14 protein-coding genes are annotated in these 16,347 nt (G+C 41.2%); 6 read left to right on the top strand and 8 right to left on the bottom strand.

The genetic code is table 11. From position 1 onward, the window contains the following. The first annotated feature begins 77 nt into the window (after positions 1-77). The 5 genes from RI844_RS15410 to RI844_RS15390 all read left to right on the top strand — a co-directional run bounded on the left by RI844_RS15410 (position 78) and on the right by RI844_RS15390 (position 5,985). A complete protein-coding gene (locus tag RI844_RS15410; RefSeq protein ID WP_348395557.1) occupies positions 78-1,709 on the top strand; it encodes a phytoene desaturase family protein in 1,632 nt (543 codons plus the stop codon). Continuing rightward, positions 1,702-3,297, top strand: a complete 1,596-nt coding sequence (locus RI844_RS15405; RefSeq protein ID WP_348395556.1) for a phytoene desaturase family protein — start codon at positions 1,702-1,704, stop codon at positions 3,295-3,297. The genes RI844_RS15410 and RI844_RS15405 overlap by 8 nt, the downstream gene beginning before the upstream one ends. Further along, positions 3,287-4,543, top strand: coding sequence for an aminomethyltransferase family protein (locus tag RI844_RS15400; protein ID WP_348395555.1), 1,257 nt, complete (start codon positions 3,287-3,289; stop codon positions 4,541-4,543). Before RI844_RS15405 ends, RI844_RS15400 begins: the two co-directional genes overlap by 11 nt. A gap of 395 nt (positions 4,544-4,938) precedes the next feature. After that, the gene (locus RI844_RS15395; protein WP_348395554.1) at positions 4,939-5,220 is read left to right on the top strand and encodes a hypothetical protein; all 282 of its coding nucleotides are present in this window, start codon (positions 4,939-4,941) and stop codon (positions 5,218-5,220) included. 411 nt (positions 5,221-5,631) lie between these two features. Next, positions 5,632-5,985, top strand: coding sequence for a hypothetical protein (locus tag RI844_RS15390; RefSeq protein ID WP_348395553.1), 354 nt, complete (start codon positions 5,632-5,634; stop codon positions 5,983-5,985). A 138-nt stretch (positions 5,986-6,123) separates the two neighbouring features. Here RI844_RS15390 and RI844_RS15385 read toward each other — a convergent pair whose 3' ends face one another. The 8 genes from RI844_RS15385 to RI844_RS15350 all read right to left on the bottom strand — a co-directional run bounded on the left by RI844_RS15385 (position 6,124) and on the right by RI844_RS15350 (position 15,273). Next, entirely contained in the window at positions 6,124-7,344 is a 1,221-nt protein-coding gene (locus tag RI844_RS15385) for a serine hydrolase domain-containing protein (RefSeq protein WP_348395552.1), read from the bottom strand. Next, positions 7,341-8,219: a hypothetical protein gene (locus RI844_RS15380; RefSeq protein WP_348395551.1), complete on the bottom strand. Its 879-nt coding sequence runs from the start codon at positions 8,217-8,219 to the stop codon at positions 7,341-7,343. The genes RI844_RS15385 and RI844_RS15380 overlap by 4 nt, the downstream gene beginning before the upstream one ends. A gap of 18 nt (positions 8,220-8,237) precedes the next feature. Beyond that, on the bottom strand, positions 8,238-8,696 hold the full coding sequence (locus RI844_RS15375; RefSeq protein ID WP_348395550.1) for a GNAT family N-acetyltransferase: 459 nt from the start codon (positions 8,694-8,696) through the stop codon (positions 8,238-8,240). Positions 8,697-8,709: 13 nt separating this feature from the next. Further along, positions 8,710-10,122, bottom strand: a complete 1,413-nt coding sequence (locus RI844_RS15370; RefSeq protein ID WP_348395549.1) for an NAD(P)/FAD-dependent oxidoreductase — start codon at positions 10,120-10,122, stop codon at positions 8,710-8,712. A gap of 63 nt (positions 10,123-10,185) precedes the next feature. Further along, positions 10,186-11,661 (bottom strand): aldehyde dehydrogenase family protein, encoded by a 1,476-nt coding sequence (locus RI844_RS15365; protein WP_348395548.1) that lies wholly within the window; start codon positions 11,659-11,661, stop codon positions 10,186-10,188. 35 nt (positions 11,662-11,696) lie between these two features. After that, positions 11,697-12,368: a cupin domain-containing protein gene (locus tag RI844_RS15360; RefSeq protein WP_348395547.1), complete on the bottom strand. Its 672-nt coding sequence runs from the start codon at positions 12,366-12,368 to the stop codon at positions 11,697-11,699. A 10-nt stretch (positions 12,369-12,378) separates the two neighbouring features. Next, positions 12,379-13,869, bottom strand: a complete 1,491-nt coding sequence (locus tag RI844_RS15355) for a CoA-acylating methylmalonate-semialdehyde dehydrogenase (RefSeq protein ID WP_348398366.1) — start codon at positions 13,867-13,869, stop codon at positions 12,379-12,381. Positions 13,870-13,935: 66 nt separating this feature from the next. After that, complete coding sequence (locus RI844_RS15350) at positions 13,936-15,273, bottom strand: aspartate aminotransferase family protein (protein ID WP_348395546.1); 1,338 nt, start codon at positions 15,271-15,273, stop codon at positions 13,936-13,938. A 141-nt stretch (positions 15,274-15,414) separates the two neighbouring features. On the opposite strand from RI844_RS15350, the gene RI844_RS15345 reads away from it, so the two are divergent. Beyond that, positions 15,415-16,332, top strand: coding sequence for a LysR family transcriptional regulator (locus RI844_RS15345; RefSeq protein ID WP_348395545.1), 918 nt, complete (start codon positions 15,415-15,417; stop codon positions 16,330-16,332). Positions 16,333-16,347 lie beyond the last annotated feature (15 nt).

Below are 16,347 nucleotides of genomic sequence, written 5' to 3'. Positions count from 1 at the left end.
GACGTTATATCAAGTCTAAATTAAGGATTAGCAATGACTAAAGTTTGCAACACCATCATCTCAACTAAGGTTAATTTATGAGCCAAGATTACGATGCTATTGTTATTGGCGCCGGCCACAATGGTTTAACCAATGCTGCCTACCTTGCTAAAGCTGGTTTGAAAGTAGTAGTGCTAGAAAAGAATGATTATATTGGCGGCGCTGCTGTTTCAAGAGAGCTGCACAAGGGCTGGATATATTCAAATTGCTCCTATGTATGTAGCTTGTTGCGCCAATCAATTCATCGCGATTTAGAACTGGCCAAACATGGTTTATTAATTGTGCCATACGGCGGTACTATTTCTTTTGCCAGTGATGGTAATTATATTTCCGCCTATCCTTGCGACTCATTAAATTACAAAGAAATTGCTCGTCACAGCATTAGAGATGCTGCAGCATACCATCGCTATGAAACCGATTTAATGCGCTATGCGAAACTAATCCGCCATTTCCTCATGCGCACACCGGCCGATCCAAGTTCATTAAAACCTAGAGATATTAAAGAATTAATTCATATGGGCAGTAAGTTTGCTGAACTTGGTGAAGAGCAAATTTATGAAATCATGCGTTTTTTAACGATGAGTGCAGCAGACTTTCTAGATGAATATTTTGAAAATGATTTGGTCAAAGCCTCCTTTGCCCAAGCAAGTATTATTGGCACGGCCTTAGGGGTATATTCTCCTGGGACAGCATATGTTTTATTACATCATGTGATGGGCGATGTTGATGGTGCCGTTGGCGCCTGGGGTTTGGCTCGTGGTGGTATGGGTGCAATTTCGGCAGCTCTTGCTAATGCCCTGGAAGAGTTAGGCGGTGAAATCAAAACCAATTCTGCGGTACAACAAATCCTCATTAGCAATAATAAAACTCAAGGGGTATTACTCGATAATGGCGAGGTGTTAAACGCCAAAATTGTGGTGTCAAATTTAGACCCTAAACGCACATTCACGCAAATAATGGCTAAAGAAGATATTCCTGACGATTTATATAATAAGGCCAAAAATTATAAAATACGTGGTTCCAGTGGCAAATTGAATATTGCTTTAACAGGCATGCCGGTGTTTTGTGGTTTACCGGCAAATCATTGGTTAACCAAAGGTTCATTTGGCTTTGTCGATTCACTTGAAAATATGGAAAGAGCTTATGATGATTGGAAAAATAAACGTTTTTCCAAGCGTCCTTATATTGAAATGACGCAGTCATCTTGCTGGGATCCAACCATTGCCGCCCCTGGTCACTATTTTGTTTCTTGCTTTACACAGTATTGTCCTGCCGATATTGAGGGGGGCTGGACGACAGACAAACGTGCAGCTTTCGCCGAAAGTGTACTTGATCGAATTGAAGAAAATTGTCCAAACTTTCGTTCACTAATCGCTCATATGGAAGTACGCACGCCATTTGAAATTGAAAACGAAGTTGGTCTGACCGAAGGCAATATATTCCAGGGAGAGTTGACCTTGGATCAATTAATGTTTAATCGACCATTCCCGGGTTACGCCCAATACCGTGGCCCTGCTAAAGGTATGTATATGAGTGGCTCTGGTTCGCACCCTGGCGGTGGTGTATCGTCTGCCTGTGGTGCCAATAGTGCACGAGAAATATTAATGGATTTAAACCGATTAAATAAAAATGGTAAACCGCTAGTACCCGAGGACGATGATGATGAATAAGCCAGTAGACTTTTCAAAGAAATATGATGCCATAATCATTGGCGCAGGGCATAACGGATTAGTGTGTGCTTACCAACTAGCCAATAAAGGTAAGAAAATTTTAGTATTGGAAGCTAACGAACAAGCTGGCGGTTTAGCGGCAACACGTGAGTTCAGCCCGGGCTTTAGCGCTTCGGTTGCCCACCTGATGCCACAAATGAACCAAAAACTAATAGACGATATGAACTTAGGGTTGTTTGGTTTTAAGTGGGCAAAACAGTCTTTAGCAACTGTAGTTCTCGATGATCCACAAGCTCCTAGCAATAATGGCGAGCATATTTCTATTAGCGAACACGGCGTTAAAGGCGTTACGGCCGATGAGCAACAGGCTTATCACACCTACATCGCATTAATGAATAAATTTAGCAAAACCTTAACGCCATTTTGGCATAAAATGCCGCCACGAATTGGCGTAAAAGATTTACAGCAGAACCTAACCTTAGGGCAATTTGCACTACGTTTGCGCACCTTAGGCAAAACCGACATGCGTGAATTTACTCGTATGTTTGCCTTGCCAGCACAAGATTTAATGGATGAGTTCTTTAGCAACCCATTATTAAAAGCAGCATTAAGTTGGGATATTAATATTGGTAATAAATTAGCGCCAAGATCGCCAAATAATGCACTGTTAAACCTTTGGTACCGCAGCGCTGGCGATATTAATAACAACAATTACCTTTCTGCTGCCATGCCGTTATCTAAAGGTGGCATGGGGGGCTTAATTAATGCAATGGTAAATTCATGCCAGGCAAAAGGCGTAGATATTATTTATAGTACAGCAGTGTGCAAAGTAAACGTTGTTAACCAACAAGTCACTGGCGTTGTGTTAACTAACGGCGAACAAATATCGGCAAATGTTGTGATATCTAATGCTGGCGCGAAAACCAGTTTTCTTAAATTACTGGGCGCTGAGCACCTGCAAATTCAATTTACCCATCGTATTAATCGAATTCGTAATCAAGGCATGGTGGCAAAAATGCATATCGCTTTAGCTAAGCTACCGAACTTTACCGGTGTTGAAAGCCCTGATTCAAGAATATTAATCACCCCGAGTATGAGCTACATTGAAAATGCCTTCGATTTTGCCAAATATGGCGAAGTACCGGAACAGCCTGCCCTGGAAATTGTCATCCCTTCAATGCATGACAGCTCAATTGCACCGCCAGATCAGCATGTGATGTCGATTAATATTCAATACGTACCGCACACAGTAAAAGGTGGTTGGCAAGCGAATAAAGAGCAGCTACTCGCAAATGTAATGCAAGTACTTAGACGTTATGCGCCAAATATTGATGACTGCGTAATTGCCCATGAATTACTCACCCCTGAAGGTTTAGAGCAACAATTTAACGTTGATGGCGGTCATTGGCATCACGGAGAGTTGGCAATAGATCAATGGTGGATGAACAGGCCAACGTACGGCTCAGCTCAGTATAAAACGCCGATGTCTGGCTTTTATTTATGTGGCGCGGGTGCTCACCCTGGCGGAGGCATAATGGGCGCGGCTGGCAAAAATGCGGCAAAAGAGGTATTAACTCATGAATTCTAACAACAGCAATACTTTGATAAAAACGGCCAAAGATATTAATCATACTTTAATGACCAAGCGTCGTTCACCGTTTGATCAACGTATTAGTGCGATGAATCTATCTGAACGTTGGATCGATTGGAATGGTTATCGTACTCCAGAATATTATTTTGATGCATTTTCTGAATATATGGCTACCCGTAATGCCTGTGCGGTTTTTGATAATTCGCCAATGTGTAAATATCGTATTAAAGGTAAAGATACTGAACGGATGTTAAACCGCATGGTTACCCGTGATGTTGCCCAGCAGGGCTTTAATCGTGTTGCCTATAATGTTTGGTGTGATGACAGCGGTAAAGTAATCGACGATGGCACCTTGTTTCGTTTGAGCCAGGATGAATTTATCATCTTCTGTGCTGAACCTGCCATGGATTGGTTTATGTTAAGTGCGGTTGGTTTTGCTGACATTGAAATTACTGATGAAAGCCACAATATCGCTGGTCTGGCATTGCAAGGACCAACCTCTTGTGCGCTATTAAAAGCATTAAACATAACCGACGTTGAGTTATTGAAACCTTTTGATATCGGCAATTTCAACCTGGAAACACAAAGCGGCATTGTTGAACTGATGATTTCACGCACCGGCTTCACCGGAGATCTTGGTTATGAGTTATGGGTAGACCCAAGTAATGCTATAGCTCTTTGGGATATATTGTTTAGTAAAGGTGATTTATACGGTATTCAACCATTGGGGGATGAACCGTTAGGCGTTGCCCGTTTAGAAGCTGGATTTTTATTACCGGAGCTTGAATTTCATGGCGCCTTGCACACCGTAAATTTAGGTTTTAGTCAGTCACCGTTTGAATTGGGTTTAGACTGGATTGTCAATTTTAAAAAAGCACATTTTAACGGCCGTGCAGCCCTGCTTAAAGAAAAGCAACAAGGTTCAAAATTTAAGTTGACCAAACTCGATATAGAAGGCAATAAGCCCGCCGATGGCAGTTTTCTTTATAGTGATAAAGCCTGCACTAAAGAAATTGGTTATGTGACGTCTGCCGCTTGGTCATCAGCATTAAAGCAAAATATTGCTTATGCATTTATCAAGGGCGACTATGTTGATGGTAAATCAACCAAAGGCAAGATTTGGGCCGAAATTTATTACCAAAAAGAGCTTAGGTGGCAACATAAAATAGCAGAATGTACGGTACAGGTTGGCGCATTTTGGGCACCTAAACGAGCAAAACAAACTCCGCCACCCGATTGTTAAAATACGCATTTATTGCAGCAAATCTAATCAGTAGGTAAATGGTTTGCTGTTTCGCTCGATTTTCTGATCGTTGTTACTGGTATTTTTATAGGTTTACAAGTCACTGATTAAAAATATCAAGCACAGAAAAAAGACAAGTTAAAACAAATTGTTTTTAACGTTCCTAAAGCGACTATACGGATAGCACTACATTCACCCGTTGAACTCACAACGATAAACGGTCGTTGATGGCTCAAATAATTTGGTAAGAAAACCCAATAATAGCTCACATCCTTCATCTATCTGTTATTAGATAAATAATTAAGAAAAAATCAATATCCTATCAATAGACTCAAAGCTAAAAGTTGTTAATCTACAAAGAGCGATAAGTGGAAATAAAATAAAAGGAAATTATTATGTATTTAGCGCCTGACGATAAAAAGAGAATGTATCAAATTTTGAAAGGTACTTCTTTATCAATCCGAGAATGGATTCTTTGTATTTGCAATTTATGTATGCTGTTAATGCACGTATTCTATGAGCCTCAAATTCAATATGCAGATGTTGGTTTGGTTATATGTTTATTTCTGCAATTGATGGTTCACATAAATAGCAGATTTAAAGCATTATTGGCTCTCGTTAAACATGACGATTTACCTCTTGATAATATTAAAACTCAAGCTGAAATTAAGCCTTAACTACGGCAGAAAAGAGCGATAACCCGCCAGTGAAAAATTATAAATTTTAGGAAGTATCAGGAATGGAAAGGGATGTTAAGCGATTTTTGTTAGCTATCTTTGTAGGTGGCATTTTCGCTGTTGTTACATTGTTCGCTTTAATTTTTATATTTACTTCAGTGACTTCAACTCCAATAAATTTAACTTCAATTCTGATATCTAGTATTGTTTTGATTGCTAGCTCTCTAATCACCGTTTGGGCTACAGGTTTTTGGGGACGATGGGGAATGATTTTGTTTTTTGTAACAGCACCAATTGTTCTAGTCGTCGACTCTTCAATAAATCCATTTTTTCCAGGTGGAACAATACTGTTTGCCTCACTCTGTTATGGAGTTAAATGGCGGAATAGTAAACCTTAGTAGGCACAGGACAATGAAACAAACTTTAATCACAAGTATCGTAATTTTTATTATTTTGTCTATAGCTTATCTATCAATTAGTGGTGCCCCTTTAAGAGTTCATGCCTCGCTAATATGCAGCTTCTTTTTAGCATATGTTGGTGGCACTTTTGCAGCAGAAAAACAATGGTTCACTCGGTCCAAACATTCAACGTGGCTTTGGTGTGGGTTAGCGGGTTTATTTATGTTTGACGTTTTATCTGCATGGACTATTGGAAAAAGAGAGCTTTTCATGGGCTGGTATTTTATTTATCCAATGGGTCTGCTTGGACTAATAACCCTTCAAATTTTCGGCGAGTTTATTGGTAAAAAACTATCTAATAGATAATTATTGAGCGTCTCTGAATGGCACTTTTTTGTCGTTCATGATTCACTTAAGTTAAGTCATAGCAAACTTCAGGAGGAGCCTCACCTCGCTAGTGTTCGTGTAGAATGACGGTGTGTTTTTTATTTTTTGTCCTGTCTTTTATTCAGTTAACTCCGTTGCGATTGTCTGCCAAAGCGTATCTAAGCTCCTCATCAGTAGTTCGCCATCTTGCACTGGGTATGAGCCCATACCTACAATCATTAAGTCCTTTGATAAATCAAACCAGGCAAATTGACCATGTATGCCTAACATAGCGAACTGTTGTTGTTCCGGATTTAACACCCAAAACTGGTTTTTATATTGCGCCTTGGTAAACAGTCTATCTGGTGTTATTGCTTGATACGCTTGTTTGTAAAAGTCATCGGGCTTTACCAAATCCTGAATAAATGCCTTTGGCAGTAGTTGCTCTTCGCTTAATGTTTTACCGTTATTTATCATTAAAAATGCCACGCGGGCGAAATCACGCAAACGTAAGTTTAACTGACCTTCAGTAATCGCAAAACCTTGCGGGTCGGTATTAAAATAGCCTGAAGCCTCAGCGCCTATGTGTTGATAAAGTAGATGTTCAAATATTTCTGTCAGGTCTTTTTGATAAACTTGTTCAAGCACCATGCCTAATACATTGGCTAAACAAGAGTTATATGAAAAGCAACTACCCGGCGGGTGTGCACGGGTATGTAGGTTTTGCAAAGCCCACGCTCTCGCGCCAATGGCTTGCTCTCCTGGTTTCACCGGATAATATCCGGCCGCCCTGGCATAACTCCAATAATGAGCATTTGGGTTAGTATAATCTTCGTCATATTCAATACCGGCTTGCATATCAAGTACGTGTTGTACAGTCACCCCATGCCAAGCATGGTGTTGTAAAAATTCAGGTAAATACAAGGTTAGTTGTGCTGATGCATCGATTAAACCTTGTTCGATAGCAATAGCTATCTGCATTGCACATAACGACTTAGTACATGAGTGAATAACGTGCCGATCTGTCGGGGTCATACCGTTTCGATAAGACTCATGGACAACCTCACCTTTGTGCATCACTAATAAACCGTCATTAAAAATTCGCCGGTTTAACAGTTGCTCACCCGTTATCATGCGACCTTGCATCAATGGATCATTAAACTGTAACTGTTCAACATTAAGCGGTTTATTGCTTTGTGGTAACACCAGCGTTTCATTGCATTCTATCGCTACAGTTTTAAACAGCTTATCCATTGACAGCTGGCCAATACCTAAGTGATCAGGCGAGTCCCAATTATGCTGACCTATGTTTAGCGCTTGCTCAATAACATAGCTGGGTTTAGACGTTATTATTTTCATGCCTTAGCCTGCTTAGTTTGTTGTGTTAACTTGGCAGTATCTTCTTCGCCTTCTGCATTCCACTGAAAAATATTTAATTCAATGAATACAAATGCAACTAGCCACAAGAACGCATCCCAAAAATCAATAAAACCACCTTTCACGCCCCAATACGCTGCAGCAATAAACAAGGTAGCATAAAGTACTGCCTTGATAACTTTATGGGCAAACATACGGCGTTTAGATAACTGCCCTTTCAATTGTAAATACACTTCAATTTCAAGAATAATAACCACTAATAACCAAGTCGCTGAGTTAATTACTTCCACGGTTGATAAACGATGCGCCTCGGTGAGGTGAAGTTGATCAGCAATTATTTGCGTGTCGTTTATTTGCAATAACGGCACATTGGCAAAACTTTCGCACACTTCTTTCGTTAAAGGCAGGTAATCGTCAAGGTCTCGAACGTAGGTAAATGAACTCCCCACTAAACTACAAATATCATCGATTATAAAGGGGCTAATGCTATGCAGCATATTGTATTTAGTAATGTAGCCGTAAAAAGAAGACACGATAACCAGATAACACAACGCTTGAATCGCGTTAATGCTGTATTTTACCCAGCCCTTGATTTTGTCATCATCAAGCACATAAGTTTCAAGTTCAAACAACAGTAATAAAATAACCCAGGCTGCGGTGTCTATGGTTGCAGTAAATGCTTCGATAACTTGCAAGCCCGACACGCCTTGAGCAAAGGTTTGCGAACTGGCGCTGTAATCTTCAACGAAAAAAAAGTAAATGTTCATTGAAAGTAAAACATATACCGAATATTTAAACAGCTGAAACACACTGAAATTTTTGAAAATGTTATTATTTGGGTTTGCTGTAACTGTCATAGTAATTTTCTTATTATTTTATTTATTATCTAACTCTAAAAAATATTTCAGATATTCATCATCTTGGGCATAACCTAAACTTTCATATAAGGCTTGAGCATTAGTATTATTCGTTTCAGTTTCTAATGATATATAAGTCGCATCATGAGCTTTTGCATGTTCAGTCGCGGCGTTCATTAATGCCCGGCCAACACCAAAAGTCCTTGCCGATGTAAGCACATAAAGATCATAAAGGATGAATACCGGTTTAAGAGCAACGGAGCAAAAACTGGGATAAAGCTGAGTAAAGCCTAAGCTGCAACCAGAATGGTCTACAGCGTGGAAAATAATTGACTGATTAAGCTCAAGTCGCTCTTTAAGATACGCCTCGGCAAGTTTGATATTGCTGGTTTGTTGATAAAATTGTCGATACTGATCAAATAAAACCGCAATTTGTTGATGGTCACCGATGCCTGCTTGTTTTATTTGATAGTTCATTTTAATGCCTTATTTAACAGGTAAAACCAAGATTAAGTTTATCTAAAAATTTGAGCCATAAACCACGTTTACCATCATTAGCGTCAGCCTTTACTAAGGCATTATGGGTTACTTTATAGCCCAACCATCTAATTGGCTCAGGTGCCCATGGCATAGGTGCTTTTTTGACAAACTGCATATTCAAAATATCGCTGGGTTGATAGCCTAATAACTCAATTCCTACCCTGGCACCAAACCTTGAAGCGCAAACACCTAAGCCGGTATAACCAACGGCCCAAGCTACGCGCCCATTAAATGCAACACCCGGCACCATACAAAAACGGGTAGAAGTAGCCAGTATACCGCTCCAACGATGGCTAAACTTTATGCCAGTTAATTGCGGAAATGTTTCAAAAAACTCTTTCGATAGCTGCTCAAAGCGCTCAGGTATATCGGCACAGTGACTGCCAGTATCTTTATTAAAGTAATAACGAACCGAGCCACCACCGCCCCAGGTAATACGATTATCTTTGGTCAAGCGAAAATAATGAAACATGTTGGCATGATCGCCCAATGCATGACGGCTTTTAAACCAGCCGATAGATTCCATTTGTTCCGGGCTTAATGGCTCTGTTGCCAGTTGATAGTCCCAAACAGGAATGGTATTAACGTTCACTTTTTTAAGGCAGACGTTATAGGCATTGGTCGCCATTAATACTTTGTCAGCGATTACAGTAACGCCATTACAAACCGCCGTCATTTGCGATTTTCCCAAAGGCGTGAGTTTAGTTAACGGCGTATTTTCGAAAATTTTAACACCAAGTTCTAAGAGTACTTTTTTCAGCCCCCAACAGATTCGAATAGGATCGACAATACCGGTATGGCCATCTTTATATTGCAAGCCCGCTAAAAACTTCGGTGAACCTACTTGCTGTTGTATGGCCGCTTGGTCAAACCAGGTTACGTCATCTCCTTGGGCTTTTGCGTGTTCATAGTGTTTTTTTAGATCCGCAGCGGCTCCTTGGCTCAGGGCAACTTCTGTTTCGCCAACATTTTCATGATGAGCATCTATGCCATATTTTTTAAGGGATGCTAATAAACCTTTAATATTCTCAAGGCCAAGCTCATGCAATTTATCCGCTTCACCAGGAAAGTGATGGTCGGTATTGGTTTCACCATGAGCCAAACTGGCATTTAAAAAACCGCCATTACGACCCGAAGCACCGTCACCAATAAATGTTTGTTCAATCAGAATTATGTCAGCATTTGGTGCTCTTTCTTTCGCCTGCAATGCGCCCCAAAGGCCGGTGAAACCACCACCAACAATTAATAATTTACATTGTTCATCAGCCGCTAATGCTGGTAACTCATCAGGCCGGATGTCGTCTTGGTCATGCCAAATAGAACAGTACTTTGAGTCTTTAATTGCTTCAATATGAGCTTGCATTACAACGCCTTAATGTAATTATATAAATGATTTCTTTGCTTGTTTACTCTCGATTGTCGAGATTTATTTAATGTACCAACCCCAGGGTTCATCGCTGTTAAATGTTGTTATTTGCTTAGTTTCAAGATAATTGTTTAAGCCCCATTGACCTAATTCACGACCAATTCCCGATTGTTTGTAGCCGCCCCATGGCGCCTCGACAAAGGTAGGCTGTGAGCAGTTAACCCAAACAATTCCCGCGCGAAATGCTCTTGCAACCCGTTCACAGCGGCCTTCATCTTTTGACATCACGGCCGCAGCTAAACCAAAACGAGTATCATTTGCCAGACGCAGCGCTTGTGCTTCATCTTTAAATGGTTTAACACAAACTACCGGGCCGAAGATTTCTTCCTGCCAAATCCAACTGTCATCGCTCATGTCAGTTAATATGGTTGGTTCGATAAAGTAACCTTTATCAAAACCAACCGCCCGTTTACCACCACAGGCAACTGTTGCGCCTTCTTGTTCGCCACGCTTAATAGCCGCTAGTACTTTTTCGTATTGGCTTTCGTTAACTAAAGGCCCCAACAAAACATCGTCTTTATTGCCTTCACCAATAGTAATTTTTTTCGCTTCTATCGTTAATCGTTCAAGTAATTGCGGGTAAATAGATTCAGCGACCAGTACTCGGGAAGTCGCCGAACATACTTGGCCCTGATTCCAAAATATACCAAACATGATCCACTCAACCGCGGCTTCAATACCAGCATCGTCAAAGATAACCAACGGCGATTTTCCACCAAGCTCCAGGCTGATATTTTTAACCTGTTTAGCCGCCATTTCCATTATTTTACTGCCAGTGGGTACCGAGCCAGTGAACGCCATTTTATCCACATCGGGATGTTCTGCTAATGGCTGCCCGGCGTCTTGGCCAAGGCCAGTAACAATATTTAAAACGCCTGCAGGTAAGCCTGCTTCCTCTGCAACTTCACCTAGTGCAAGCGCAGTCAAAGGCGTAATTTCAGAAGGTTTTAACACCATAGTACAACCAGCGGCTAACGCTGGTGCGACCTTCCATGCCGCCATAAGCATTGGAAAATTCCACGGAATAATAGCGCCTGCTACTCCAATGGGTTCTTTAATTGCTTTAGATTTAAACCTTGGTTCAGGTAATTCAATGTCAGTTTCTCTATTATTGTCTAGCTCTTTAGCAAGATTTGCGTAATATTCAAAACACCCTGCGGTATCTTCAATATCCCATTCAGCTTCAGGATAAGGCTTGCCATTATCGAGCACCTCCAGCTTTGCCAGTTCAACTAAACGGCGATTAATAATTTCAGCCATTTTTTGTAAATAAGCACCACGCTCTGCTCCAGAAAGTTTTGGCCAAGGTCCATGATCAAAAGCATCACGTGCAGCTTCTACGGCCAAATTGATATCATCACTATTGCCTGCAGGTAATTGCGCTATTACTTCTTCAGTCGCAGGATTAATGGTGGCAAAGGTATTGGTTGTTGCAGATTTTGCCCACTGGCCATTAATAAAGTGTTGGTAATGCATTGTTAGTCCTTGTCGTTAATTCTATGTGTTGCTATTTAGATACTGATATTGGCAAAATATTGTTTATAATCTGCCGAAATACTGCTGCTAACTACCTGCCCTTTTTTGATAAATATCGTAGCATTTTCGCCAAAACTTTGATTATTTTCGCTGCTATCGGTTAGGGTTAATCTACCTTTTAACACACTGACGAAGCGATAATCTTTACTACAGTTAAGGTTGTCATTAGTATTGCTTACACCTGCTTTTAGCGTGTGTTGCTCATTCTCATAACTCTCATTGTTTTGATTAGCACTAAAATGAGCAATCGAATTTACGTTTTGATTATTAGCTGCGAGCTTGTCATTATCTAAAATAACATAGAATTTTTTTAAATATCCCTGCTGTTGCCACTGACAGTCGTAGCCTTTAGGAATAACAAAACTTTCTCCCGCTTGCACTGTTTCTATGTGCCCTGTTTGATTGTTTTTAATACTTGCCTCGCCGACAAGTATCACCATAAATTCTTCCAATTCATAGGCACCCGGTGCTTCTTGCATATCAGTTGTATCCCATACTCCTATATACAAGCCTAATTCTTCATCGCAGTAATAGTCATGACTATGCTGAGTTGGAATGCTAGAAACAAACATATCAGCAGTTAATTCATCGGCTACATCATGAAAACCAACAGGTTCTGCTGATAGTTCGATTATTGTATTAATCATGAAAAATTTCTTAACTTGGAAACGCGAATGAGACCCCTTCACGCACACCGCTTGATGGCCAGCGCTGGGTAATGGTTTTACGTTTAGTATAAAAACGCACACCATCAGGACCGTAAGCGTGTAAATCACCAAATAATGAACGCTTCCAACCACCAAAACTATGGTAAGCAACAGGTACAGGTAATGGCACATTAATACCAACCATACCCACTTGAATATTGTCTGAAAAGTAACGCGCCGCTTCACCGTCGCGAGTGAAAATACAGGTGCCATTGCCATATTCGTGATCGTCAATTAACTGCATTGCTTCCTGCATGGTTTTAACTCGAACCACCTGCAAAACAGGACCAAAAATTTCCGCTTTGTAGCTGTCCATCTCGGCAGTTACACCATCAATTAGCGTTGCGCCAACAAAATAACCATTATCATAACCATCGACTTTAGGGTTGCGGCCATCAACAACTATGCTGGCACCTTGTTGCTCGGCGCTATTGATATAGCCATTTACTTTATCTTTGTGCTGACAAGTAATTACCGGACCAAAATCATTACTGGCGTTGTCGTAAGCGCCAACACTCAGCCCTTGCATGGCATTTTGCATTTTAGTTACTAATGCATCTCCGGCTTCATCACCAACCGCTACGGCTACAGATAACGCCATACAACGCTCCCCGGATGAACCAAAAGCAGCGCCCAATAATTGATTAACGGCGTTATCCATATCAGCATCAGGCATTACAATAGCGTGGTTTTTCGCGCCGCCCAATGCTTGACAGCGTTTGCCATTAGCATTAGCAGTAGCATAGATATATTCAGCTATAGGTGTAGAACCGACAAAGCTCACTGCTTTAATGCGCGGATCAGTTAGTAATGTATCAACCGCCTCCTTATCGCCATTAACAACGTTTAATACACCATCAGGTAAACCTGCCTGTTTTAACAGTTGCGCAATGTATAGCGTTGAGCTCGGATCGCGTTCGGACGGTTTTAAAATAAAGGTGTTACCACATACTATGGCTAACGGGAACATCCACATCGGGACCATAGCAGGAAAGTTAAATGGCGTAATACCGGCAACAACACCTAATGGTTGAAACTCTGACCATGAATCGATACCAGGGCCGACATTACGGCTATGCTCACCTTTTAGTAATTGCGGCGCGCCACAAGCAAACTCAACATTTTCGATACCACGCTGTAATTCTCCCGCGGCATCGTGACTTATTTTACCGTGCTCCTGACCAATTAATTTACAAATATGGTCGGCATGTTCTTCGAGTAGCTCTTTAAAACGAAACATCACTCGCGCTCGTTTAATTGGCGGCGTATTACGCCATGCAGGAAAGGCCGCTTGGGCACTGGCAATCGCTTGCTCAACGGTTTGTTTAGAGGCTAACAATACTTGCTTTTCAGCCTGACCTGTTGCCGGGTTAAATACATCTTGTGAACGAGAGCCGTCAGTGACCATTTCACCGTTAATTAAATGGCCTATCGTTGTCATTTGAGTTGTCGTTTTGGTCGCTAGTTGAGCTGTCATGTCATTTCCTTGGTAATTAATTCTTTAAAATTATTCAGTTTCGCTAAGTGCTTCACCAATAGCATTGATCAAGCTATCGACTTCGCTATCCTCAGTGCTAAATGGTAAGCCCAGCTGGATGGTGTCACCGCCATAGCGTACGTAAAAGCCTTTTTGCCAACACTTCATCGCGACTTCATATGGGCGCAACGCTGGTTGGCCATCTTTAGCCGCAAGAGTAAGGCCGCCGGCTAAGCCATAGTTACGAATATCAGTGATATGGCTGCTGCCTTGTAAGCTATGTAACTTTTGTTCGAATGTTGGCGCCAACGCTTTTGAACGAGCAATAAGCTGCTCTTCTTCTAACAGTTCAAGCGTTGCCAGGCCTGCAGCACAAGCTATTGGATGAGCAGAATAGGTATAACCATGTGGCAATTCCAACATGTAATCAGGGCCTGAGGTATCCATAAATGTATCGTAAATTTCTTGTTTAGAAATTACCGCGCCCATTGGTATTACACCATTGGTTATTTGTTTTGCTGTGGTCATGATATCTGGAATAACATCAAATTCTTCCGCACCAGTGTTAGCCCCTACTCGCCCAAAGGCGGTTATGACTTCATCAAAGATCAGTAATATATTATGTTTTGTACAAATTTCTCTAAGGCGCTTTAAATAGCCAACCGGTGGTGGAATAACACCGGCCGAGCCAGCCATTGGTTCGACAATAACCGCAGCAATATTGGCAGCATCATTAACCGCAATCATCTGCTCTAATTCATCAGCTAAATGTGCGCCATGCTCTGGCATGCCCTGGCTGAATTGATTCTCAGCCGTCATCGTATGAGGTAAATGGATTGCGTCTATGCCTTGCCCATAAATGGCTCGGTTAGCGCCAATACCGCCAACACTGATACCGCCCCAATTAACCCCATGGTAGCCTTTAGCACGGCCGACAAAACGCGTTTTACTTGCCATACCTTTTTTGCGCCAATAACCCCGGGCAATTTTCAATGCCGTTTCTACCGATTCGGAGCCAGAGCCAGTGAAGAACACACGATTTAAATTTGCCGGCATAAATTCAGTGATGCGATGGGCTAATTCAAATGACTTAGTGTGGCCAAATTGAAAGGCAGGAGCATAATCTAACTCTTTAGCTTGTTTGCTTATTGCTTCTGTAATTTTGTCGCGCGAATGTCCAGCGCCGCATGTCCAAAGGCCCGACAAACCATCAAATATTTTTCGACCAAAAGCGTCAGTGTAATAGCGCCCTTGGGCACTTTTGATTAAGCGCGGATCTTGTTTAAATTGACGATTGGCGGTAAACGGCATCCAATGTGCGTCGAGTTGCTCTTGGCTTAAACCACAATAGGCAGGGTTATTATTCATCTATCACCTCAGTATTGTCTGCAAATAATGTAAACAAGTGATTAATTAAAAGTTGCAGTTATTATCGCCAAACTGTTAGATTATTAAATCCACAATTAATTAACCTAAGTTAACTGTTTACTTAACTAAAGATTATAAAAGATGCCAGCAAATAAAAATTTATTGCCCAGACAAATAGGTGATGCTCATATTAGACTGCTAAGAATATTCAAAGCGGTTATTGAAGCAGGTGGTTTTGCCGCAGCTGAAATAGAATTAAATATCAGCAGGCCCGCTATTAGTCAGGCAATCACTGAGCTAGAAAGCTTAATGAATATGAAGCTTTGTCATCGCGGTCGTGCTGGATTTTCTATTACCAAAGAAGGTGAGCAAGTTTATAAATCTGCAATGCAACTATTGTCGGGGTTAGAAACGTTTAAAGCACAAATCAATGCGATTAATACTGATCTGGTCGGTGAATTAAATATTGGCATTACCGATAACTTAGTCACAATTCCCCAGATGCGTATCTCGCAAGCATTAAGTATGCTCAAACATAAGGCGCCCGATGTGATCATCAATATTCGCATGATGCCGCCTACAGACATTGAAGCAGCAATACTTGATGGCCATTTACACATAGGAGTTGTACCTGAGCTTAAAGTGTTGCCCGGTTTAAACTATGAAGCTTTATATAAAGAAAAGTCTGAACTTTATTGTAGTGCTCAACACCCTTTGTTTACCCAAGATTTAGATAGCATTAGTGATAGCGCCCTTGCACAATATGATGCCGTTGTACCAAGTTATGCGCAAACTGTCGCCATTAAGCACCAGCAAAGTGTACTCAATGCTACGGCAACATCGACTGATAGAGAAGGTATCGCTTTTTTAATTTTAACCGGCAGGTTTATTGGTTTTTTACCGACCCATTTCGCCGAGCGCTGGGTGAGCCAAGATAAAATGCGGAGCATAGGAGCGTATACTAGAAGTTTCGCCACTAAATTTTCAGCAATTACCCGCAAAGGGGCACGTGGTAATTTAATTCTAGAGGCGTATTTGGAAGCGTTACAGCAAACATAAAAATATACTCGTACC

Source organism: Thalassotalea fonticola (assembly GCF_032911225.1).
GTDB classification, from domain to species: Bacteria; Pseudomonadota; Gammaproteobacteria; order Enterobacterales; family Alteromonadaceae; genus Thalassotalea_A; species Thalassotalea_A fonticola.
This window is presented reverse-complemented; position numbering and strand designations above follow the sequence as displayed.

Coding starts and splice junctions, on each gene's coding strand:
- RI844_RS15410 (WP_348395557.1), top strand. CDS start 78: ATGAGCCAAGATTACGATGCTATTGTTATTGGCGCCGGCCACAATGGT.
- RI844_RS15405 (WP_348395556.1), top strand. CDS start 1,702: ATGAATAAGCCAGTAGACTTTTCAAAGAAATATGATGCCATAATCATT.
- RI844_RS15400 (WP_348395555.1), top strand. CDS start 3,287: ATGAATTCTAACAACAGCAATACTTTGATAAAAACGGCCAAAGATATT.
- RI844_RS15395 (WP_348395554.1), top strand. CDS start 4,939: ATGTATTTAGCGCCTGACGATAAAAAGAGAATGTATCAAATTTTGAAA.
- RI844_RS15390 (WP_348395553.1), top strand. CDS start 5,632: ATGAAACAAACTTTAATCACAAGTATCGTAATTTTTATTATTTTGTCT.
- RI844_RS15385 (WP_348395552.1), bottom strand. CDS start 7,344: ATGAAAATAATAACGTCTAAACCCAGCTATGTTATTGAGCAAGCGCTA.
- RI844_RS15380 (WP_348395551.1), bottom strand. CDS start 8,219: ATGACAGTTACAGCAAACCCAAATAATAACATTTTCAAAAATTTCAGT.
- RI844_RS15375 (WP_348395550.1), bottom strand. CDS start 8,696: ATGAACTATCAAATAAAACAAGCAGGCATCGGTGACCATCAACAAATT.
- RI844_RS15370 (WP_348395549.1), bottom strand. CDS start 10,122: ATGCAAGCTCATATTGAAGCAATTAAAGACTCAAAGTACTGTTCTATT.
- RI844_RS15365 (WP_348395548.1), bottom strand. CDS start 11,661: ATGCATTACCAACACTTTATTAATGGCCAGTGGGCAAAATCTGCAACA.
- RI844_RS15360 (WP_348395547.1), bottom strand. CDS start 12,368: ATGATTAATACAATAATCGAACTATCAGCAGAACCTGTTGGTTTTCAT.
- RI844_RS15355 (WP_348398366.1), bottom strand. CDS start 13,869: ATGACAACGATAGGCCATTTAATTAACGGTGAAATGGTCACTGACGGC.
- RI844_RS15350 (WP_348395546.1), bottom strand. CDS start 15,273: ATGAATAATAACCCTGCCTATTGTGGTTTAAGCCAAGAGCAACTCGAC.
- RI844_RS15345 (WP_348395545.1), top strand. CDS start 15,415: ATGCCAGCAAATAAAAATTTATTGCCCAGACAAATAGGTGATGCTCAT.